Annotated in this window: 14 protein-coding genes and 3 pseudogenes; 9 read left to right on the top strand and 8 right to left on the bottom strand. The window is 32.8% G+C overall.

The window, feature by feature from the left end:
• Window positions 1-2: 2 nt before the first annotated feature.
• Together glmM and fmtB are read left to right on the top strand one after the other, a co-directional pair.
• A complete protein-coding gene (gene glmM, locus ML436_10940) occupies window positions 3-1,358 on the top strand; it encodes a phosphoglucosamine mutase (GenBank protein UMT77646.1) in 1,356 nt (451 codons plus the stop codon).
• 278 nt (window positions 1,359-1,636) lie between these two features.
• Window positions 1,637-9,001 (top strand): LPXTG-anchored DUF1542 repeat protein FmtB, encoded by a 7,365-nt coding sequence (fmtB, locus tag ML436_10935; GenBank protein ID UMT77645.1) that lies wholly within the window; start codon window positions 1,637-1,639, stop codon window positions 8,999-9,001.
• 307 nt (window positions 9,002-9,308) lie between these two features.
• Here fmtB and ML436_10930 read toward each other — a convergent pair whose 3' ends face one another.
• The 4 genes from ML436_10930 to ML436_10915 are packed head-to-tail and all read right to left on the bottom strand — an operon-like array spanning window position 9,309 to window position 14,562.
• A complete protein-coding gene (locus ML436_10930; GenBank protein ID UMT77644.1) occupies window positions 9,309-10,415 on the bottom strand; it encodes a mannitol-1-phosphate 5-dehydrogenase in 1,107 nt (368 codons plus the stop codon).
• Window positions 10,415-10,849 (bottom strand): PTS sugar transporter subunit IIA, encoded by a 435-nt coding sequence (locus ML436_10925; protein UMT77643.1) that lies wholly within the window; start codon window positions 10,847-10,849, stop codon window positions 10,415-10,417. Before ML436_10925 ends, ML436_10930 begins: the two co-directional genes overlap by 1 nt.
• Before the next feature lie 11 nt (window positions 10,850-10,860).
• On the bottom strand, window positions 10,861-12,978 hold the full coding sequence (locus ML436_10920) for a BglG family transcription antiterminator (GenBank protein UMT77642.1): 2,118 nt from the start codon (window positions 12,976-12,978) through the stop codon (window positions 10,861-10,863).
• Between the two features lie 33 nt (window positions 12,979-13,011).
• Entirely contained in the window at window positions 13,012-14,562 is a 1,551-nt protein-coding gene (locus ML436_10915; GenBank protein UMT77641.1) for a PTS mannitol transporter subunit IICB, read from the bottom strand.
• A 681-nt stretch (window positions 14,563-15,243) separates the two neighbouring features.
• Between ML436_10915 and glmS the strand changes: the two genes are divergently transcribed.
• From glmS to ML436_10890, 5 genes and pseudogenes are all read left to right on the top strand, one after another.
• Window positions 15,244-17,049: a glutamine--fructose-6-phosphate transaminase (isomerizing) gene (gene glmS / locus ML436_10910; protein UMT77640.1), complete on the top strand. Its 1,806-nt coding sequence runs from the start codon at window positions 15,244-15,246 to the stop codon at window positions 17,047-17,049.
• A 224-nt stretch (window positions 17,050-17,273) separates the two neighbouring features.
• Window positions 17,274-18,056: an ABC transporter ATP-binding protein gene (locus tag ML436_10905; GenBank protein UMT77639.1), complete on the top strand. Its 783-nt coding sequence runs from the start codon at window positions 17,274-17,276 to the stop codon at window positions 18,054-18,056.
• A gap of 66 nt (window positions 18,057-18,122) precedes the next feature.
• Window positions 18,123-18,980, top strand: a complete 858-nt coding sequence (locus ML436_10900; protein UMT77638.1) for a Cof-type HAD-IIB family hydrolase — start codon at window positions 18,123-18,125, stop codon at window positions 18,978-18,980.
• A gap of 826 nt (window positions 18,981-19,806) precedes the next feature.
• Window positions 19,807-19,950: pseudogene (locus tag ML436_10895) on the top strand (helix-turn-helix domain-containing protein).
• Between the two features lie 98 nt (window positions 19,951-20,048).
• The gene (locus tag ML436_10890) at window positions 20,049-20,153 is read left to right on the top strand and encodes a hypothetical protein (GenBank protein UMT77637.1); all 105 of its coding nucleotides are present in this window, start codon (window positions 20,049-20,051) and stop codon (window positions 20,151-20,153) included.
• 39 nt (window positions 20,154-20,192) lie between these two features.
• Here ML436_10890 and ML436_10885 read toward each other — a convergent pair.
• Window positions 20,193-20,267, bottom strand: a pseudogene (locus tag ML436_10885) (hypothetical protein).
• Between the two features lie 111 nt (window positions 20,268-20,378).
• Here ML436_10885 and ML436_10880 point away from each other — a divergent pair.
• Window positions 20,379-20,483: pseudogene (locus ML436_10880) on the top strand (IS6 family transposase).
• Window positions 20,484-20,605: 122 nt separating this feature from the next.
• On the opposite strand, the gene ML436_10875 reads toward ML436_10880, so the two are convergent.
• The 3 genes from ML436_10875 to czrA all read right to left on the bottom strand — a co-directional run bounded on the left by ML436_10875 (window position 20,606) and on the right by czrA (window position 23,266).
• Complete coding sequence (locus tag ML436_10875) at window positions 20,606-21,697, bottom strand: transcriptional regulator (GenBank protein ID UMT77636.1); 1,092 nt, start codon at window positions 21,695-21,697, stop codon at window positions 20,606-20,608.
• A 266-nt stretch (window positions 21,698-21,963) separates the two neighbouring features.
• Window positions 21,964-22,944, bottom strand: coding sequence for a CDF family zinc efflux transporter CzrB (gene czrB / locus ML436_10870; GenBank protein ID UMT77635.1), 981 nt, complete (start codon window positions 22,942-22,944; stop codon window positions 21,964-21,966).
• Window position 22,945: 1 nt separating this feature from the next.
• Complete coding sequence (czrA, locus tag ML436_10865) at window positions 22,946-23,266, bottom strand: Zn(II)-responsive metalloregulatory transcriptional repressor CzrA (protein UMT77634.1); 321 nt, start codon at window positions 23,264-23,266, stop codon at window positions 22,946-22,948.
• 151 nt (window positions 23,267-23,417) lie between these two features.
• Between czrA and ML436_10860 the strand changes: the two genes are divergently transcribed.
• The gene (locus tag ML436_10860) at window positions 23,418-24,083 is read left to right on the top strand and encodes an SDR family oxidoreductase (protein UMT77633.1); all 666 of its coding nucleotides are present in this window, start codon (window positions 23,418-23,420) and stop codon (window positions 24,081-24,083) included.
• The last annotated feature ends 306 nt before the right edge of the window (window positions 24,084-24,389 follow it).

Genomic DNA, 24,389 nt, shown 5'->3' with positions numbered 1-24,389 from the left:
CAATGGGAAAATATTTTGGTACAGACGGAGTAAGAGGTGTCGCAAACCAAGAATTAACACCAGAATTGGCATTTAAATTAGGAAGATATGGTGGTTATGTTTTAGCGCATAATAAAGGAGAAAAACATCCTCGTGTACTTGTTGGTCGTGATACAAGAGTTTCAGGTGAAATGTTAGAATCAGCGTTAATTGCTGGATTGATTTCAATCGGTGCAGAAGTTATGCGTTTAGGAATTATTTCAACACCAGGTGTTGCATATTTAACACGTGAAATGGGTGCAGAATTAGGTGTAATGATTTCAGCATCACATAATCCAGTGGAAGATAATGGTATTAAGTTCTTTGGCTCGGATGGTTTTAAATTATCTGATGAACAAGAAAATGAAATTGAGGCATTATTGGATCAAGAGAATCCAGAATTACCTAGACCGATTGGTAATGATATCGTGCATTATTCAGATTACTTTGAAGGTGCACAAAAATATTTAAGTTATTTAAAATCAACTGTTGATGTTAACTTTGAAGGCTTAAAAATTGTATTAGACGGAGCAAATGGCTCAACATCATCACTAGCACCATTTTTATTCGGTGACTTAGAAGCTGATACTGAAACAATTGGTTGTAGTCCAGATGGTTACAATATTAATGAAAAATGCGGGTCGACACATCCTGAAAAATTAGCTGAAAAAGTATTAGAGACTGAAAGTGATTTCGGACTTGCTTTTGACGGCGACGGAGATAGAATAATCGCAGTAGATGAAAATGGACAAATCGTTGATGGCGATCAAATTATGTTTATAATTGGTCAAGCAATGCATAAAAACCAAGAATTAAATAATAATATGATTGTTTCTACAGTGATGAGTAATTTAGGTTTCTATAAAGCCCTTGAACAAGAAGGTATCAAATCAAATAAGACAAAAGTTGGAGACAGATACGTTGTTGAAGAAATGCGTCGTGGAAATTATAATCTTGGAGGAGAACAATCGGGACATATTGTCATGATGGATTATAATACTACAGGTGATGGATTATTAACAGGTATTCATTTAGCTTCAGTTATTAAAATGACTGGGAAATCTTTAAGTGAGTTAGCTTCACAAATGAAGAAATACCCACAATCTTTAATTAACGTACGTGTAACTGATAAATATCGTGTAGAAGAAAATGTTGATGTAAAAGAAGTTATGACAAAAGTTGAGGTAGAGATGAATGGAGAAGGTAGAATTTTAGTGAGACCTTCTGGTACTGAACCATTAGTTCGTGTCATGGTTGAAGCGGCAACTGATGAAGATGCTGAACGATTTGCACAACAAATAGCTGATGTAGTTCAAGAGAAAATGGGATTAGATAAATAATTTTATGAGGAAAATAAGCCGATGCAAATGCATCGGTTTTTTTGTGCATGTAGAAATAATTTATACTACAAATGAAAAATGATACAAACTAATTAAAAATAAAGTAATCAATATGTAATATAAAATACACTGGTACTCAATATATATTGATGATAAAATTAATTTTAATTAGATAGAATTGTTCTGTCTTTTATAAGATGGAAGAAAGCTGTTTATATTAAAAGTTGATTAAGTGACATCATTTAACAGCAAGAATAATCAACCAGGAGGATGACTTAATGAATTTATTCAGACAACAAAAATTTAGTATCAGAAAATTTAATGTCGGTATTTTTTCAGCCTTAATTGCTACTGTTACATTTATATCTACTAACCCGACAGCGTCTGCAGCAGAGCAAAATCAGCCAGCACAAAATCAACCAGTTGATGCAAATGCTCAGCCTAACGCAAATGCTGGTACACCAGGGGGACAAGCTCAACCAACTGCACAACCAGCGGGAACTCCAGCTAATCAAGCTCAACCAGCAGCAAATCAAGCTGGACAAGCAGATCCAAATGCACAACCAGCAGGACAAGGAAACCAAGCTGATCCAAATAATACAGCACAGGCTCAACCAGCAGGACAAGGCAACCAAGCAGCTCCCAATAATGCTGCCCAAGCACAACCAGGAAACCAAGCAGCTCCAGCAAATCAGGCAGGTCAAGGAAATAATCAAGCAACACCAGCTAATAATGCAACACCTGCCAATCAAACACAACCAGCTAATGCAGCACCTGCAGGTCAACCAACAGCGGCGCAACCAGCAGCACCTGTAGCAAACACACAAACACAAGACCCAAATGCAAGTAATACAGGTGAAGGTAGTATCAATACAACATTAACATTTGATGATCCTGCAATTAAAACAGATGAAAATAGACAAGATCCAACTGTAACTGTTACAGATCATGTAGATGGATACTCTTTAATTAATAACGGTAAAATTGGTTTCGTTAATTCTGAATTAAGACGAAGCGATATGTTTGATAAGAACAATCCTCAAAACTATCAAGCAAAAGGAAATGTTGCGGCGTTAGGTCGTGTCAATGCGAATGATTCAACGGATCATGGTAACTTTAATGGTATTTCAAAAACTGTATCTGTTAAACCAGATTCAGAATTAATTATCAATTTTACAACAATGCAAACAAATAGTAAGCAAGGTGCAACAAATTTAGTTATTAAAGATGCTAAGAAGAATACTGAATTAGCAACTGTAAATGTAGCTAAGACTGGAACTGCGCACTTATTTAAAGTGCCAACGGATGCTGATCGTTTAGAATTACAATTCATTCCAGATAATACAGCAGTTGCAGATGCTTCAAGAATTACAACAAATAAAGACGGTTACAAATACTACTCATTCATTGATAATGTTGGATTATTCTCAGGATCTCATTTATATGTCAAAAATAGAGATTTAGCACCGAAAGCAACAAACAATAAAGAATATACTATTAACACTGAAATTGGTAACAATGGTAATTTTGGTGCATCTTTAAAAGCGGATCAATTTAAATATGAAGTAACTTTACCACAAGGTGTAACGTACGTTAATGATTCATTAACTACAACATTCCCTAATGGTAATGAAGACAGTACAGTATTGAAAAATATGACTGTTAATTATGATCAAAATGCCAATAAATTAACATTTACAAGCCAAGGTGTGACAACAGCACGTGGTACTCATACGAAAGAAGTTTTATTCCCGGATAAATCTTTAAAATTATCATATAAGGTTAATGTTGCGAATATTGATACACCTAAAAATATTGATTTTAATGAAAAATTAACATATCGTACTGCTTCAGATGTTATTGTTGGTAATGCGCAACCAGAAGTTACATTAACAGCTGATCCATTTTCAGTAGCAGTTGAAATGAATAAAGATGCATTGCAACAGCAAGTTAATTCACAAGTTGATGAAAATCATTACACAACAGCGTCTATTGCAGAATACAATAAACTAAAACAACAAGCAGACACAATTTTAAATGAAGATGCTAATCATGTTGAAACTGCAAATCGTGCATCTCAAGCAGATATAGATGGTTTAGTAACTAAACTACAAGCTGCATTAATTGATGACCAAGCAGCAATTGCAGAGTTAGATGCTAAAGCACAAGAAAAGATTGAAGCAGCTCAACAAAGTAAAAAAGTTACGCAAGATGAGATTACAGCACTAGTAACTAAAATTAACAATGATAAAAATAATGCAATCGCAGAAATTAATAAACAAACAACAGATCAAGGTGTTACAACTGAAAAAGATAATGGAATTGCAGTATTAGAACAAGATGTTATTACTCCGACTGTTAAACCACAGGCGAAACAAGATATTATACAAGCAGTTACAACTCGTAAACAACAAATTAAAAAGTCTACAGCATCTTTACAAGATGAAAAAGATGCAGCTAACAATAAAATTGGCCAAATTGAAACGAAAGCAATTAAAGATATTGATGCAGCAACAACGAATGCACAAGTAGAAGCAATTAAAACGAAAGCAATAAATGATATTAATCAAACTGCACCTTCTACATCAGCAAAAACAGCTGCACTTGATGAATATGAAGAAGTTGTACAAGCTCAAATTGACCAGGCACCTTTAAATCCTGATACAACGAATGAGGAAGTAGCAGAAGCAATTGAACGTATTAATGCAGCAAAAGCTACAGGAGTTAAAGCTATTGAAGCGACTACGACTGCACAAGATTTAGAGAGAGTTAAAAACGAAGAAATTTTCAAAATCGAAAATATTACTGACTCAACACAAACTAAAATGGATGCATATAAAGAAGTTAAACAAGCTGCAACAGCTCGAAAAGCTCAAAATGCAACGGTTTCAAATGCAACAAATGAAGAAGTAGCAGAAGCTGATGCAGCAGTAGATGCAGCTCAAAAAGAAGGCTTACATGACATTCAAGTTGTTAAATCAAAACAAGAAGTTGCTGAGACTAAAGCAAAGGTTTTAGATAAAATCAATGCAATTCAAACACAAGCTAGAGTTAAACCAGCAGCTGATGCAGCAGTAGAAAACGCATATAATACACGTAAACAAGAAATCCAAAATAGTAATGATTCAACAACAGAAGAAAAAGAAGCTGCATATACACAATTGGATGCTAAAAAACAAGAGGCGAGAACGAATCTTGATGCAGCAAATTCAAATAGTGATGTAGCAACAGCTAAAGATAATGCTATTGCTGCAATTAATCAAATTCAAGCGGCAACAACTAAGAAATCTGATGCTAAAGCGGAAATAGCTCAAAAAGCTAGCGAACGTAAAACAGCAATTGAAGCAATGAATACTTCAACAACTGAAGAACAACAAGCTGCAAAAGATAAAGTTGATCAAGCAGTAGTTACTGCTAATACAGATATTGATAACGCAGCAGCTAATAGTGATGTAGATAATGCAAAAACTACTAATGAAGCTACAATAGCTGCAATTACGCCAGATGCTAATGTTAAACCAGCAGCAAAACAAGCGATAGCCGACAAAGTACAAGCTCAAGAAACAGCAATTGATGGAAATAACGGTTCTACAACAGAAGAAAAAACAGCAGCAAAACAACAAGTTCAAACAGAAAAAACAACAGCTGATGCAGCAATAGATGCAGCTCATTCAAATGCGGAAGTTGAAGCGGCTAAAAATGAAGAAATTGCTAAAATTGAAGCAATTCAATCAGCTACAACAACGAAAGATGATGCGAAACAAGCAATTGCTACAAAAGTGAATGAGCGTAAAGCAGCAATCGCTCAAACTCAAGACATCACTGCAGAAGAAATTGCAGCAGCTAATGCGGATGTAGATAATGCAGCGACACAAGCAAATAGCAACATTGAAGCTGCAAATAGTCAAAATGATGTTGATCAAGCTAAAACAAATGGTGAGACTAGTATTGACCAAGTAACACCAACTGTTAATAAAAAAGCAACTGCACGTAATGAAATCACAACAATTTTAAACAACAAATTACAAGAGATTCAAGCTACGCCAGATGCAACAGATGAAGAAAAACAAGCAGCTGATGCAGAAGCAAATACTGAAAATGGTAAAGCAAATCAAGCCATTTCAGCAGCAACTACTAACGCACAAGTTGATGAAGCTAAAGCAAATGCAGAAGCAGCAATTAATGCGGTAACACCTAAAGTTGTTAAGAAACAAGCGGCTAAAGATGAGATTGATCAATTACAAGTAGCTCAAACAGCAGTTATTAATAATGATCAAAATGCTACAAATGAAGAAAAAGAAGCAGCAATTCAACAATTAGCAACAGCAGTTACAGACGCGAAGAATAATATTACAGCTGCAACTGACAATAATGGTGTAGATACAGCGAAAGATGCTGGGAAAAATTCAATTCAAAGCACACATCCAGCAACAGCAGTTAAATCGAATGCGAAAAATGAAGTAGACCAATCTGTTACAACTCAAAATCAAGCTATTGATAATACAGCAGGTGCTACAACTGAAGAGAAAAATGCAGCAAAAGATTTAGTAACTAAAGCTAAGGAAAAAGCTTATCAAGATATTTTAAATGCACAAACAACAAATGATGTAACACAAATTAAAGATCAAGCAGTTGCTGATATACAAGGTATTACTGCAGATACAACAATTAAAGATGTTGCTAAAGATGAATTAGCAACAAAAGCAAATGATCAAAAAGCACAAATAGCACAAACTGCAGATGCGACTACTGAAGAAAAAGAACAAGCAAATCAACAAGTAGACGCACAATTAACACAAGGTAATCAAAATATTGAAAATGCACAGTCAATAGATGATGTAAACACTGCAAAAGATAATGCAATTCAAGCAATTGATCCAATTCAAGCATCAACAGATGTTAAAACGAATGCAAGAGCTGAATTGCTGAATGAAATGCAAAATAAAATAACTGAAATTCTTAGTGATAATACGACTACTAATGAAGAAAAAGGAAAAGATATAGAACCAGTTAGAGCAGCATATGAAGATGGCTTAAATAATATTAATGCTGCAAATACAACAGGTGATGTTTCTACTGCTAAAGACACAGCAGTTCAAAAAGTTCAACAACTTCATGCAAATCCTATTAAGAAACCAGCAGGTAAAACAGAATTAGATCAAGTTGCAGCTGATAAGAAAACACAAATTGAACAAACACCTAATGCGTCACAACAAGAAATTAATGATGCAAAACAAGAGGTTGATGCAGCGTTAAATCAAGCGAAAACAAATGTCGATCAATCATCAACAAATGAATATGTTGATAATGCGGTTAAAGAAGGAAAAGCTAAAATTAATGCAGTTAAAACATTTAGCGAATACAAAAAAGATGCTTTAGCTAAGATTGAAGCTGCATACAATGCTAAAGTGAACGAAGCGGATAACTCTAATGCTTCTACTTCAAATGAAATCGCTGAAGCAAAACAAAAACTTGCTGAATTAAAACAAACTGCGGATCAAAATGTTAATCAAGCTACATCTAAAGATGATATTGAAGTACAAATTCATAATGATTTAGATAATATTAACGATTATACGATTCCAACTGGCAAGAAAGAAACAGCAACTACAGATTTATATGCTTATGCAGATCAAAAGAGAAATAATATCTCAGCAGATAATAATGCAACGCAAGATGAAAAACAACAAGCTATCAACCAAGTTAACCAAAATGTTCAAACTGCACTAGAAAGCATCAATAATGGTGTAGATAATGGTGACGTAGATGATGCCTTAACACAAGGTAAAGCGGCAATTGACGCTGTTCAAGTAGATGCTACTGTTAAACCTAAAGCGAACCAAGCAATTGATGCTAAAGCAGAAGACACAAAAGACTCTATTGAGCATAGTGACCAATTAACATCTGAAGAAAAAGCAGAAGCATTAGCAACTATTAAACAAATTACAGATCAAGCTAAAAAAGGTATTACTGATGCAACAACAACTGCTGAAGTGGAAAAAGCGAAAGCTCAAGGACTTGAAGCATTTGATAATATTCAAATTGACTCAACACATAAACAACAAGCGATTGAAGAATTAGAAACAGCATTAGACAAAATTGAAGCAAATGTTAATGCTAACACAGATGCAACAACTGAAGAAAAAGAAGCATTTACAAATACTTTGGAAGATATTTTATCTAAAGCAACAGAAGATATTTCTGACCAAACAACGAATGCAGAAATTGAAACTGTGAAAAATAATGCTCTTGAAAAACTAAAAGGACAACAAATTAATCCAGAAGCTAAGAAAAATGCTTTGAAAGAAATCGAAAATGCTGTTAACAAACAAAAAGAAACAATTAATAATGCAGATGCAAATAAAGCCGCGAAAGAAACAGCTCTTAATGATTTAAGTAGAAGTCATGATAGATTTGTTGAAGATTTAGCTAAAACTCAATCAAATGCTGAAGTTGCTGAATTACAAAATGTAACGATACCAGCAATTGAAGCGATTGTACCTCAAAATGATCCAGATGAAAATGAAACAAATAGTGGATCAGATGATGCTAATGCAACAGCTAATTCAAATGCAAATGCAACATCAGAAAATGCTGCACAACCTAATGTAACTGAGTCAACAACTAATGGTAATACAGATGTAGCAACAAATAATGGATCAACTGAACAACCAACTGTAGAAACAAATAATAATGGTACATCAGCACCAACAAATGCAACTGAGTCAACAACTAATAACAATAGTGAGACATCAGAAGCAAATACTAACGCTCCTGGTACAACTGAGAACACAGCAGCAACATCAGCTACTGAAGGAAATGTTGAATCAGCAACAAATGAATCAAATCAAAGTCCAAAAACAGATAAAAATGCTGAAAACGAAAAAGACAACGATAAAGTTGTACAACCAAAATCTGAAGTTACACCTAAGTCAGAAAAAGATAGTAAAGATTCTACTAATCAAAATATGGTAGAATCTGCAAATGAAACATTACCATCAGCAAATATAACTGAATCACAAAATCCTTCTGAGTCTTTAAAAGATAAAGGTGAAAGCAAGTTAGATCAATCAGATAATGGTCAACCAAAGTCTGAAACTAATGTTGCAGCAAATGAAACAGAAAAACCAACAGGTGAAGTTGATGCCGATTCAGCAAATGAAACAGCAACACCAACAGATGCCAATGCAAAAGGTAGTATGAATTCAAAAGATAATTTGGATAAGGGAGCTGCAAATAACAAAGCTAAGGATGATCAAGCATCAGTAGGTACAACTGCAACTACAAATGGTGAAGCTAAGGATAACCAACCATCAGCAGGTTCAACTTCATCTTCAACTGCAAATAATAAAGTTGAAGATACACAAAACGATGACATGAAAGCGACACTAGGTACAGTTTCTAATGGTAGCAATAATTCTAATCAAGGAATGCATAAAGTAACTAAGACTGACAATAAACAAAATAATGTAAAAGCAGTTCAACAAAACAAAGATAATAAAACTAAACAAAAAGCTAAAGCATTACCAGATACTGGTATGTCACATAATGATGATTTACCGTATGCTGAATTAGCACTTGGTGCAGGTATGGCATTCTTAATTAGAAGATTCACTAAGAAAGATCGTCAAACAGAAGAATAAAACTTATTCAAAAATTTGAATGTAAAATTATTTCAAGGTGAAATAATTCTTATGAAAATAACCAAATACTAAAGTTAACGTCAATATGTTTTAGTATTCGTCAATATACTTAATTGATAACGTATAAGTAAAACATTTAATTAACAGAAAAATACTCCTTTCATACATAGCACAATATCCGTGCCTATGTTGAAGGGAGTATTTTAATATTTAGAGATTTAACGTAAATAAATTATATTTGCAAGCTACAACAAATCTCTTACTATTATCATTTAAAATATACAATTTAAACAACAACCTCAATAAATTATGCAAGTGAATTGTATGCGTTGATTATCTCATCAGCAAGACCGTCTTCAACTTTTGCATATTCTTTTAAGAAAGCTTTTAAGCCATTCTCGTTAATATAATTATTTTTCTCAACAGTTTCTTGATCTGCTGAATCATCATATTTTAATAATAATGCTGCTGTATTTAATAAGCCAGTGCGCTCTAAATCTTTATTGTAAAGGTAAGTTAATGGTTTAATGATTCTATCTTTAGGACCAATTTTACGTAGTGTTCCACGACCTACGCGTGTTACTTCATCAGATAAATAAGGATTGTTGAAACGATCAATAATTTTCTCAACATAACCAGCTTGTTCTTCTTCAGTAAAGTCAAATTCATTGGTAATATATTTACTTGTTTCTGATAAAACACGACGTAAACCAGCTTCAATTGAGCTATCTTCAACTGCATCTAAAACTGTAGCTTTACCAGCAAATTTTCCAGCATAAGCTAGATAAGCATGACCTGTATTAACAGTCAGTAATTTTCGTTCGATATATGGTGTTAAATCATCAACATATTTAATATGTTCTAATTCTGGACCATACCATGCATCTTTTTCAATAACCCATTCATAAAATGGTTCTACCATAACATCTAATATATTTTCATTCTTTTGTAATGGTACAATTCTATCAACAGCAGAATTAGCGAAATGAATATTATCGCTAAGAGGGCCAGTGATATCAAGAACCGCTTGTTTCAAAGTATCAGTTGCCATAATGGCATTTTCACAAGCGACTATATTAACATGATTTGTTTTTTCTTTTAAATATGGTGCAAAAGATTTAGCAATAATCGGTAAAATATTAACACCAACGGCTGTTGTAATAATATCTGCTTCTAAAATTGCTTGTTTCAATTCTTCAGAAGGTTGCATTGAGTTAATCGCATCAACATTATTTACACGTGTTGTTGTTTTAGACTCATCAGCTAAAATAACATCATATTGATGTTCAGTAGCTAATGCATTAATGATTTCTTCATTTACATCTGCAAATGTTACTTTTACATTGTTATCTGCTAGAATATATCCAATAAACCCACGACCTATATTACCAGCACCAAAATGAACTGCTTTCATTATGCATCTGCCTCCTCGAAAACTTGTTTAATTTCTTCTGCAGATTTTGCTTGAACGATACGGTCAACATTTTCTTCTTCACTAAAAGTAATAGCAATCTTAGATAATAAGTCTAAATGCTCACCATCTTTGCCAGCGATGCCAACAACAACTTTAACTACTTCGCCATCCCAATCAACACCTTCAGGAATTTGTAATAACGTTAAACCTGAATGAATCACATTTGTTTTTGCTTCATCTGTACCATGCGGAATAGCTAAACCATTTCCCATAAATGTTGAAACCACTTGCTCGCGATCTTTCATTGCTTGAATGTAAGCATCTGTTACAGCACCACTATCAACTAAGGCTTTGCCTGCTTTTTCAATAGCTTCGTTTTGACTGCTAACATTTACATTTAAAAAGATATTGTCATTACTAAATAATTCACTCATTTTTTACACTCCTAAATAAATTGGTTTTGAATTCGTTTTAAAAATTTGTTTCTTAATAATGTTTTTAATTCCTGTGGTTTTTCCATAAAAGTATCAATAGATTCTAAGTGCAAACTTAAAATTTCAGATAAGTCACTTACTAGTGTTGACATAAAATCATCTTCAGGAATAAACATTGAAATCATATATTTAATTGTAAAATGGTCATTTTGAATACTAGGCAATTCTAACGGTTGATCTAAAAGTGTAATTAAAATCAGTGGTCGTTTAATTAACTTGCCTTTTAGATGTGGTATTGCAACTGGATAGGGATCTAATATCCATCCAGGATTATCTTTCAACCGTTGCTCTAGAAGTTCAGCGAATGACTGTACATCGTAAATCGCATCATGTTGATGTAAGTAATCTGCAATATATTTGTTCCATTGATTAACATGTGTATAATCTATTTTCACTGAATCAACTAATGTTAAACCCGAACCCATATTTTGTATCAATTGTTCAGACTGATGATCACTTAACTGATTATCATCATCAAAGGAAGAATCTGTATTAGATTTACGATTATTTTTAAAAGAAGTTAGATTTTCTAAATTGGTTAGTTTATTATCATTCATGGCATAAACAGTTTCATCATGCTCAATAGATTTTGTGTTTAAAAACTGAGCGACATAACTTACATCACTATCAGGTAACAATGGATTTACTGTTAGATAGGGGAATGTAATGTCTAAATTCACTGTTGAAATGATGCCATCAAATTGTGTTAAATCAAGATTATTTAAATCGCTAACAGATGCTTGTGTAATCCGCTCAATTTCACTAAAAACTTGTTCTAGACGTGTAGATAATAGGCGACTAGTACCCATGCCACTACTACATACAACTAATATATTTAAAAAGCGATTACCTTGATTTTTAATTGAGCCACCAAAATGTAATACAATAAATGCAATTTCGCTTTCTGGAAAAATCAACTCAGGCCAGCAATCATTTAATGCTAATCTGACATTTTCAAATAATCTTGGATATTTGAATTTAATCATGTCTGTTAAGGGATTATACGTTTCAATATTAGCTTGTAGCCGATTTATGGCTGGATTAAGATGAAGCGTCAATCCATCAACTAATGTATCTAAGTCTGCGAAGTTCATGCCTGAAATTGATTCTACTTTTTTGACGAATGACTTAATTTTATTCTCTTCACATTGATTATTTGATGACGTATCATTGAGATTTTTACGTTTAGCGCCACGTAGATGGATTGTAATAAATGCAATTTCTGCTTGGTTAAATGTCACATCATAAATTTGACCAAGTTTATCTGCAAGTTCACTTGCTACTTTATGTTCTAGTGTATGTTGCACAGAATCATAAATTTCTTCATTTAAAGCAACATACTCACCATTTTTTATACGTGTAATGGATAGAACAATATGAACTGTTAAAGTTAAATAACTTGATTCAGTAAGTTGATAAGGTAGGGCGCTTAAGTAATCCATTAATAATCGTTCAACATTGAAAATGCGTTCTAAATCTACAAAGTCTTGTTGAATTTGATTCAAAGAGTGAAAAACGAAATGATTTTCAATAACGGAATAGACACTAGTACTATTTAAGTTATTCACCATAAGTTGACTCAAAAATTCACGTTTTTTCGATTCAGTACCTACTAGATAAATACCTTCGCCACGCTTACGTGATAAAGATAATTGGTAACCATTTAAATCAGTTTCTAAATCATCTAACATCTTCGATAAAGTTTGGACTGAAACACCAATTTCTTGAGCTAAACTGTATTGTTTAACTGGATCTTTAGCTTGTATCAGAGCATATAAAATAATTACTTTTTGTTCTTCAACAGATAAATCAATTGTTTGATGTTGTGCGATGGATTGTTTCAAATCATTTAAATCAGATTCTGCACCAGCAATGCGAATCCCTTTTTTGTTTGCACGCTCTAAAGTTAATGAAAAGGAAGTTAAATATGCTTCAACGCCCTTTAATTCACGATGTATAGTACGAGAGGACACCGCAAGTTGCTGAGCTATGTCGTGTATAGTGACAAATTGACCGTTATATTTAATCAATAGGGCTATCATTTCTTTTTCACGTGTACTCAATAACATGGCGGTATCCTCCATTTATAATTTATTTAATTATTATGCTTGATCATCTTTTTTAAGATTGTTTAAAAGCTCTTCATATCTTGGTGAATTAAGGAAGTTATCCACTGAAATATGAATGGCATTTGGTGTTTGTTTAATAGCACGGTCAGTTAATTTTTTCTGAGTAATAACTAATTGTGCATCTTTTGGCAATTGGTTAATTGCAGTATTTGTTACAGTAATATCATTAATGCCTGCTTTTTTGAATTTGTTACGTAACATACTTGCACCCATTGCACTAGAACCCATACCCGCATCGCAGGCAAATATAACATGGTCTATATTATTGTAATTGTGTGCATCAACATCTTCAGTATTGTAATTATCCAATAATGCTTCAGGATCATCCTCTAAGGTAGGTGTTTCATCCGCATTCGTTTTTGCTTCAGTACTTACATTCGCTTCAACTTCCGCATCTTTATCAGAAGATACTAACTTAGATGCAACACTAGATTTTTTACCTTTAGTAGTTTCCATTTGAGCAGTTGCAGCTTCTAAATCTTGTTTAGGTTCTTTAGTGAACTTCATAATTAAAGCTGCTACGACAAATGATACAAGTGCAGCAAGGAAGACACCGAGTAACATGTGCAAGAATTCACCTCTAGGTGCATTTAAACAGTAAACAATAAATGAACCTGGTGACGCGGGACTTTTAAATCCAAATCCTGTTGCTTGATAAGTTGCAACACCAGTCATTCCACCTAAAATAACAGCGATAAATAATAAAGGACGCATTAATACATATGGGAAATAAATTTCATGAATACCACCGAAGAAGTGGATAATTCCAGCACCATATGAAGTTGCTTTTGCAGTACCTTTCCCAAAAATCATATATGCAAGTAAGATACCTAAACCTGGTCCAGGATTAGATTCAATTGTGTATAAAATAGATTGACCAGCTTTTGCAGCTTGATCTGCACCAAGCGGTGTGAATACACCATGGTTAATTGCATTGTTTAAAAATACGATTTTTGCAGGCTCTACTAAAATACTTACAAGTGGAAGTAGATGTGCATGCACTAATGATTCTACTGCAACTGATAAAATATGCATGATAAATTTCATAAGTGGTGCTAAAATTTTAAATCCTGCAATTGTCATGATAAATCCTAAAATACCAGCTGAAAAATTATTAAATAGCATTTCAAAACCTTGTGGTGTTCTAGGTTGAATCAATTGGTCTGTCTTTTTCATTAACCAACCAACTAAAGGACCCATAATCATAGCTCCAAGTAACATTGGTGTATCAGGTAATGCAACGATGACCCCCATAGTTGCCGTTGCAGCGATAATACCACCACGTAAATCATAAATTAAACGACCGCCACTAAATGCAATCAATAGTGGGATTAAATAAGTAATCATTGGACCAGCCAACGTAGCTAAATCTTTATTCGGGAACCAACCATTATCTATAAAAATGGCCGCGATGAAACCCCAAGCGATGAATGCACCAATGTTTGGCATAATCATACTACTCAAAAATGATCCGAATGCTTGAACGCGACGACCAATTCCTTTTTTCTCTTCAGTTTGCGACATATTTACACCTCTTTTTTAATGTATGTGACTATCTTTAGTGTAAAGAGCCATAACGCAATCCTCAATATAAACAAAAATCAACTTTGTCAAAATTAATGTGACAAAATTAAATAAAGTGTCATAAATGTGACCGCGTAGATATTTTGAAAATGTAAAACAAAAATATTGTTTTAGGATTTTTAAAATTTTATTGTGAAAATATTTGCAAAATAAAACAGCACCGTTGTACAATAATGATTAATGGAAAGGGGGAAAGTTCGGTAATACAGTTAAAGCGCCTGTGCAAATAAATGATTATGTTTGAAGATTAAAGATTAATATAAGAGTGGTCTTTATAGAACGTGATTTATATATTTGTAGACGAGGAGGATAGTGATCGAATAGATCGGCGGATGCTATCCCGGATGTGGCTCATTCGTTAGCTTATTAAGTAAAACATTAAGGTGACTTAATGGACAAAGTTAATAAGATCGCCAGAAACTAAATATAAAAATATTAAAAAGGAAAGTACAGAGTAAGCATTTTGTGTAGTTAATAGATATAACTATGCTTGATTTGTTGTGGGATGAATGCAAAATAGTACATTCCACATTTATATTATGAAAGTAGATTGTCAATCTAAATTATCGACAATAAATCATAATTTACGCGTACTATTCCTATATGGAGGAAAATGAAGTTATGTGTGGAATTGTAGGTTATATTGGCTATGATAATGCCAAAGAATTATTATTAAAAGGTTTAGAAAAATTAGAATACAGAGGTTATGATTCAGCAGGTATCGCTGTAGTAAATGAAGATAATACAACTGTATTTAAAGAAAAAGGACGTATTGCAGAATTACGTAAAGTTGCTGATAGTAGTGATTTTGATGGTCCTGTTGGAATCGGTCACACACGTTGGGCAACTCACGGTGTACCTAACCATGAAAACTCTCATCCTCATCAATCTTCAAATGGCCGTTTTACTTTAGTACACAACGGTGTTATTGAAAACTATGAAGAGTTAAAAAATGAATATTTACAAGGTGTATCATTCATTTCAGAAACAGATACAGAAGTTATTGTTCAATTAATTGAATACTTTTCAAATCAAGGTCTATCAACTGAAGAAGCATTTACAAAAGTTGTGTCATTGTTACATGGTTCATATGCTTTAGGTTTATTAGATGCTGAAGATAAAGACACAATCTATGTTGCTAAAAATAAATCACCTTTATTATTAGGTGTAGGTGAAGGATTCAACGTTATCGCTTCAGATGCACTTGCAATGTTACAAGTGACAAGCAAATATAAAGAAATCCATGATCACGAAATCGTTATTGTTAAAAAAGACGAAGTAATTATTAAAGATGCAGATGGAAATGTTCAAGATCGTGATTCATATACTGCTGAAATTGATGCATCAGATGCTGAAAAAGGTGTTTATGCACACTATATGTTAAAAGAGATTCACGAACAGCCTGCAGTTATGCGTCGTATTATTCAAGAGTACCAAGATGCAGAAGGTAACTTGAAAATTGATCAAGATATCATTAATGATGTTAAAGAAGCAGACCGTATTTATGTAATTGCAGCTGGTACAAGTTACCACGCAGGATTAGTAGGTAAAGAATTTTTAGAAAAATGGGCTGGTGTACCAACTGAAGTACACGTTGCTTCTGAATTTGTTTACAACATGCCATTGTTATCTGAAAAACCATTATTTGTTTATATTTCGCAATCAGGTGAAACAGCAGATAGCCGTGCAGTATTAGTTGAAACTAAAAAATTAGGACATAAATCACTAACAATTACAAATGTTGCTGGTTCTACGTTATCTCGTGAAGCAGACCATACATTGTTATTACATGCTGGTCCTGAAATCGCAGTTGCATCTACAAAAGCATATACTGCGCAAATTGCAGTATTATCAATTTTATCTCAAATCGTTGCGAAAGAGCATGGTCGTGAAGCGGATATTGATCTATTAAGAGAATTGGCAAAAGTAACAACAGCTATTGAAGCGATTGTTGACGATGCGCCGATTATGGAGCAAATTGCAACAGATTTCTTAGAAACAACGCGTAATGCATTCTTTATCGGACGTACAATTGACTATAATGTAAGTTTAGAAGGTGCATTAAAACTTAAAGAAATTTCTTACATTCAAGCAGAAGGTTTTGCTGGTGGAGAACTTAAACATGGTACGATTGCATTAATCGAAGATGGCACGCCAGTTGTAGCTTTAGCAACTCAAGAAAACGTTAATTTATCAATTCGTGGTAACGTTAAAGAAGTAGTAGCACGTGGTGCGCATCCATGTATCATTTCTATGGAAGGTCTTGAAAAAGAAGGCGACACTTATGTCATTCCACATGTACATGAATTATTGACACCATTAGTTTCAGTAGTTGCATTACAATTGATTTCATATTATGCAGCATTACACAGAGATTTAGATGTGGATAAACCACGTAACCTTGCTAAATCAGTTACTGTAGAATAATTACGCATATTTTATCAGTGCATGTTTTAAAAATTAAAGTATAAAAGACGCCCTTTTAGATGATAAGTCTAAAGGGGTGTTTTTATTTAACCATAATATTGTAATCTTGATTTAAAAAAAGAGATGCTACATACTTTAATTTGTTATAATAGTCTGACAATTAGTTGTAGTATGCTACGATAATTTTAAAGTATCGAATGTTACATTAAAATGGAGGGGTGCATATGTTAATCAAATTGAATCATGTTGGGCGTCTTAAACAAGGTAAGCCTATATTACAAGATGTTTCTTGGCAAATTAATGAAGGTGATAAGTGGGTATTATATGGTTTGAACGGAGCAGGGAAGACAACACTTCTAAATATTTTAAATGCGTATGAGCCTGCGACATCTGGAACTGTTAATCTATTCGGTAAAATGCCAGGTAAATTAGGTTATTCTGCAGAAAATGTACGTCAACAAATAGGATTTGTATCACATAGCTTATTGGAGAAATTTCAAGAGGGTGAAACGGTAATAGATGTTGTAATGAGTGGTGCTTTTAAATCTATAGGTCTATATAAAAATGTAGATGATGACATAATAAGTGAAGCACATCAATTATTAAAATTAGTGGAAATGTCGGATAAAGCTCAACAATTTATAGGATATTTATCCACCGGTGAAAAACAACGTGTAATGATTGCTAGAGCATTGATGGGGCAACCGCGTATTTTAATTTTAGATGAACCAGCAGCCGGATTAGACTTTATTGCTCGTGAGTCACTATTGAATATATTAGACTCCCTGTCAGATACGTATCCAACACTTGCGATGATTTATGTTACGCACTTTATTGAAGAAATCACTGCCAACTTTTCCAAAATTTTACTATTAAAAGATGGCCAGAGTATTCAACAAGGTGCTGTAGAAGACATATTAACTTCTGAAAACATGTCTCATTTCTTCCGGAAAAAAGTAGCAGTTCAACGATGGAATCAACGTTTTTCAATGATGATGTTAGAGTAAATACTTTGCAAATAATAAGTAATAATGACACAATTTAATTAAATAGCATTGATAGTGGAGGATAATATGGACAACGTAAAAGCAATATTTTTAGACATGGATGGTACGATTTTACATGAAAATAATAAGGCATCAACTTATACCAAAGATGTTATTAACCAGTTGCGAGAAAAAGGATTCAAAGTATTTTTAGCAACAGGCCGTTCACATTCTGAAATACATCAACTAGTACCACAAGATTTTGTTGTTGATGGTATTATTAGCTCAAATGGTACTATTGGTGAAGTAGATGGGCATACAATTTTTAAACATGGATTATCTTTAACACAGGTAAAGCAAATAGTTGATTTGGCTAAACAACAACATATTTATTATGAAGTATTCCCATTTGAAGGAAATAGAGTAGCTTTAAAAGAGGATGAAACATGGATGAGAGACATGATTCATAGCCAAGATCCAATTAATGATGTGAGTCATAGTGAATGGTCTTCTAGACAAGATGCGCTTGCAGGCAAGATTGAATGGGTAAGTGAATTTCCGGAGGGTGAATATTCAAAAATTTATCTTTTCAGTTCGAATTTAGAAAAAATCACGACATTTAGAGATGAATTAAAGCAAAATCATGTGAAATTACATATCAGTGTTTCTAATTCATCGAGATTTAATGCAGAGACAATGGCTTATCAAACTGATAAAGGCACTGGTATTAAAGAAATGATTGAACACTTCGGCATTCGTCAAGATGAAACGTTGGTTATTGGAGACAGTGATAATGATAGGGCAATGTTTGAATTTGGTCATTATACAGTTGCTATGAAAAATGCACGTCCTGAAATACAAGCATTAACTTCAGATGTAACGACTTATACGAATGAAGAAGATGGCGCAGCTAAATATTTAGCAGAGCATTTTTTAGCTGAATAATAAAATAGGTAGTTATTTATTATTTAATTTACAATAGTTGATGAGTAATGTACAAAGAGCAGTAAAGTTATTTTCTATTAGAAAATGTCTTACTGCTCTTTTGTATGCTAGTAATCCAGGTACTAGTGTTATTTCTTCTTTTTGCCTTTCTTCTCCATATATGGAATGAAGAAAATCACAAATAGGGCACAGAGTATAGCTACAATTGAACCGTATGTCATAGTTATATCTCCTTTTATATGGTTTATGCATTTAAGTATACTATAACAACTACCGTTGTTTTAAGTAGAGTGTTTGCGCTAAGGGACACTAACAAATCCAAAATCGCATTTGTGATTTTGGAATCATCAAACATTTCATTCCATAAGTAAGATATGTTTTACTTTATATTTGATTTTTACATTTACATTCTGTAGTGTTTGTAAGAAAATTTTTTCTTTCTCTTAGGCAATAATAGGCATTTTACCTGTACTAGTATGAACTTAGTAGTTAAATCGTTCATTAAGATTAAAAAAACTTAGGAATCTCTTCCAAATACAATTCGTCTTGGTGAGCATGAATTTCATCTAAATATAGGGAGTAAATTCATCATGTTTAAGGATATAAGCTCTAAATGTATGATATGCACAGGTTAATCCATGTTTATCCTTCGAATATTGCCAAAGTATACGCTTATAGTAAAAATTTTGTTCAGTAGTGTCTGAAAGTAATTTTTCGATGATAGGATAATACTTATCAATAATAGACTGACGATTTCTCTTTCAAAGTTTTCATTTTTCAATGTCTATTTTGAAGGGAGCTTATAAGCCGAAAAAGTTGGTGCTCTTCTTTACCAGAGCATAAAAAGTGAGAAATTAAATTTTTATATGATGAACAAAAGATAACAGGGGAAGAAATAGCTAGTCAGACAGGGGTATGTCGCTCAACTGTTTATCGAGTTGTTAACGAAATGAATAAACTTATACTATGAATTACTGTTTAAAAATGTGCATGTTATAATATTTATTGGAGCAAGTTGGATAGATGGTGGCTAATCTCTTAATAAAGGGGTGATGCCTATGGTTATAGTTGTTACTCCTAGAAAGGAATAGCATGTCTGATTTTGAAATGCTGATGGTTGTATTAACAATCATTGGTTTAGTATTGATTAGTAATCAAGGCCATAAAAAATAACCTTCTATTCGCTTTGACCGGCATTTTTGAAGGCTATTTTTAAATAAAATATAAGGTCACCGTCTTTTTAACGGGCTCATTAGGGTAACATGTTTCCGAGTGTTGTCCTTTTTGTGTTTCAAGAGTTAAAGATTTTCATCTTTTACTTCTACTTATTACAAATACATTTTAACACATTTTTCTTATGAAATGTAGTTCTGAACATAATCAGAAATAATAAAGCCAACTATCAAAACAGCAAAAAATACAATCAAAAGTATAGAATGTAATCACGGACTATATAAAAAGCACTGCAGACTTCTTCATATATATTTTTTCGGCATGCCATGAAATGAGCATCATGTTATTTCGGTATCAGTTACTAAAGTTGAAGTAGAGAGGAACACAGTTGGATGCTATGCATCAACTGTATAAGAGCCCCTAACAACTTAAGTTGTTAGGGGCTCTAAAATTTATTTTGGTTGATTGTCTTCTGGTTTATCTGAAGTCATCGTTTTTGTAGTTTCATCTTTTAATGAATCTTGTGCTTTTTCTGTTTTTGTTTCAACAGATGTTGTCACTTTTTCATTTTCTACTTTTGTACTTTTTGGTTCAGTAACGACATTTTTGTTTTTGTCAGCTGATTTTACTTTATCTTTAGTAATTTTTTGACCACGTTTTAAGTAATATTGCACGATACCCATTAAAATGATTGCATTAATAACAACAAATAAAATGATTGTTAGTACTGTATAAACTTTTATGATATTTTCTGCAACATTTTGAGAGAGTGATTGCGTATTTAATGTAATCAAGTAACCAACAGGTACTTTAAATAAAATAGTAATTAAGTTTAATAAGAGAATTCCAATGAAAAATTTGATAAATGTTTTTTGACCATTTTTCATTGCTTTAAATCCATTAGCTAAGTGTGTTTTTACTTTATCGTTAGTTGATTCAACGAAACTAGTCATAAAGTTGAAAACAGGTATTAACAATAACCAAGTAATGATTGCTTTAATCAATGAAACAACAATGATTATGATACTTTGAGTTGTAATAGCGATACCAATCATGTGTGTACTATCTGCAGCTGATGATTGTACTGAATTCATAATCATTTCTGAAACTGGAGATAATAATTTGTACAGTAATGATGTCAAAAGTGAAAGAACGATAAGCATTGCTATAGATACAAGCCCAATAATAACGCTCTTTAAATAATTACCTTTTTTAAATGCAATAAATAGATTGGTAAATTGTACTTTCTCATTTTTCATTGCTCGTTTCATAACATTTATAATGCCGATGAAAATTTGAGCAAAAACAAACAGTGAAAGTGCAGCTGCTATAACTAATATAGCGATAACAAACAAGTATTCATCTCCTGGCGGTTGTTGCCCAAATTGTGAATAAATTGCAATGGTTTGTACACTCTTAGCAAGCTGAAAATTAGCAAGTAAATATACAACTGCAATTACAGCAAATGCTATAAATGAATATATCAATGTTAGTATTAATTGTGGTTTAGCATTTTTTAATGCTGATTTAAAGTAAGTAAACAAAGTGGTGCCTCCTTTTCTTCATATAAATACAATAACAAAAAACACGTTATTTTCATATTAATATCTAATAAAAATTAATTATAGTCACTCAAGTTAGGTAATTATAGTAGTAAATTGTTGAAAATATGACTAATACTGGAAATAATATTAAAAATTAGATTATAAACATAGTATTATCTCAAAAAGAATCGAATCACTATAAATACACAAAAGCCCTACTATCATTGTTTGGGGATAATCATACAATGATAGTAGGGCGCAAATTATTAATGTGCGTGTACGTGATGATGACTATGGTCGTTGTGTGAATGACTATGTGTGCCAGAACATATAGTTGATTCATCATGTTTATGATCTGGTGTTTCTAATTGAATTGTCATATGATGTATATTTAAATGTAACAAATCATGTTCAATGGTTTCTAATAATAATTCACATTCTTTCATTGTCAATGTGTGATCTACAACAACGTGACAACTTAATGCATTCATATCATTTGAAATTGTCCAAACATGACAATCATGTACACTTTGTATTCGCGAATCTTTTTTTATTGTTGTTATAACTTCGTCTATATCTACATCACTTGGTGTGCCTTCCATTAAAATGTTAATTGAAGACTTTGTGATACCCCATGCACTTTTTAAAATAATAACCGAAACTAAAATACTTGCGATAGGATCGGCGATTGTCCATCCAAATGCCCAAATTAAAATAGCTGCAGTAATGGCGCCAACTGAACCTAATAAGTCTCCGATAACATGTAGAAAAGCACCGCGCATATTTAAATTGTGTGAAGTGTCGCCACCTTTAAACATAAAGAATGCAACAACGATATTGACAATTAAACCAATAATACTAATGATTAACATTTCTTTTGATTGGACTTCTGAAGGGACAAAGAAACGTTTAATTGCTTCGAAAACTATCAAAATACTTATAACAAAAAGTGTTACACCGTTAAATAATGCTGCAAGTACTTCGAAACGTTTATAACCAAATGTTTTCGTAGTTGTGGCATTTTTTTCAGCATAAATAAATGCCACAAGTGCTACACCTAATGAAAATGTATCGCTAAACATATGGATACCATCAGATAATAATGCCAAACTATTAGCAAGAAGACCACCGATGATTTCGATAAACATGTATAAGCCGATAATTAAAAACGAAATAAACAATACTTTTTTATTATTTGTTGTCACATGACTGTGCATGTGGTCATGATGATGATGTGAATGAGACATATTATAACCCACTTTCTTTAGGATGATTCGCGTGATTAATAGCTTGCTTTAACATAGTTGCTACGTGGATGTCATCTAATGAATAAATCATTGACTGACCTTGTCGTTTTGCTTTTACAAGATGAACGCTTTTAAGTAATTTCAATTGGTGTGAGACATTCGATTGAGATAAGTTTAATTGGTGTGAAATGTGACCAACACTTGCTTCGCTCACAGATAGCAAATCCATGATCCGTATTCGATTGTAATCGCCTAATGCCTTGAAAATATCAGTAACTCGTTCTAAAGTATCTGTATGTATTTCTGAATACTGTTCTGACATTATATGACAATCCTTTCATATGAATATTTGTTCATATATTAATTTATAATGTTCTTAATCAGATGTCAAACCTTTTATTAAATTGTTTGAAGTTTTACAAAGTGCAGAACGTGGTATGGCATAGTGGCTATTAAAAAGGAGGAAAATGTGAATGAATATTTTAGTTATAGGCGCTAATGGTGGTGTAGGTTCATTATTAGTACAACAATTAGCAAAAGAAAATGTGGCATTTACAGCAGGTGTTAGACAACCGGATCAATTAAATGCGTTAAAGTCACAAGGTATGAAAGCGACGCTGGTTGATGTAGAAAATGATTCAATTGAGACATTAACTGAGACATTTAAACCTTTTGATAAAGTTATTTTTTCTGTAGGATCTGGAGGTAGTACTGGGGCAGATAAAACCATTATCGTAGACTTAGATGGTGCGGTTAAATCAATGATTGCGAGTAAAGAAGCGGGTGTTAAGCATTATGTCATGGTATCAACATATGATTCGAGACGACAAGCTTTCGATGCCAGTGGTGATTTAAAACCATACACGATTGCCAAACATTATGCAGATGATTACTTAAGACGTTCGGGCTTAAACTATACAATATTACATCCTGGTGCATTAACAAATGCTGCTGGATCTGGAAAAATTGAAGCTGCACAGTATTTTGAAGGTAAAGGTGAAATCCCTAGAGAAGATGTTGCGACTGTTTTAAAAGAAATTGTTACATCAAATCAATATAATAACCAAGAATTTCAAATTATTAGTGGTGACCAAGACATTAAAGATGCATTAACATCATTTAAACATGACGTAGATTAATTTTGAATATATCTTGCATATTCAGCGAGTTACACTTTCGTAACTCGTTTTATTTATTTCAATGAACGATTTATTTGAAGAAAGATAATAAAAATGAATTTTCATCTGATAAACATGTATTTTACAAAGAATTTGAACAATGTATGACACAACTATTAAAGTTGTTTATTAATTGGTATAATGGGCGAGTAAATTTGATAAGAAGTATACAACTATTAATTGCGTTATATCATATTTTGTTTATGCAAGGATTGTAAATGTAAAGCCGTTGTAAATTTCATTAAAGCGCTTTAATTGACGGTACTG

The organism is Staphylococcus roterodami (genome assembly GCA_022493055.1).
Taxonomy (GTDB): domain Bacteria; phylum Bacillota; class Bacilli; order Staphylococcales; family Staphylococcaceae; genus Staphylococcus; species Staphylococcus singaporensis.
The sequence above is the reverse complement of the archived record's forward strand: the minus strand, read 5'-3'. Positions and strand labels throughout refer to the sequence as shown.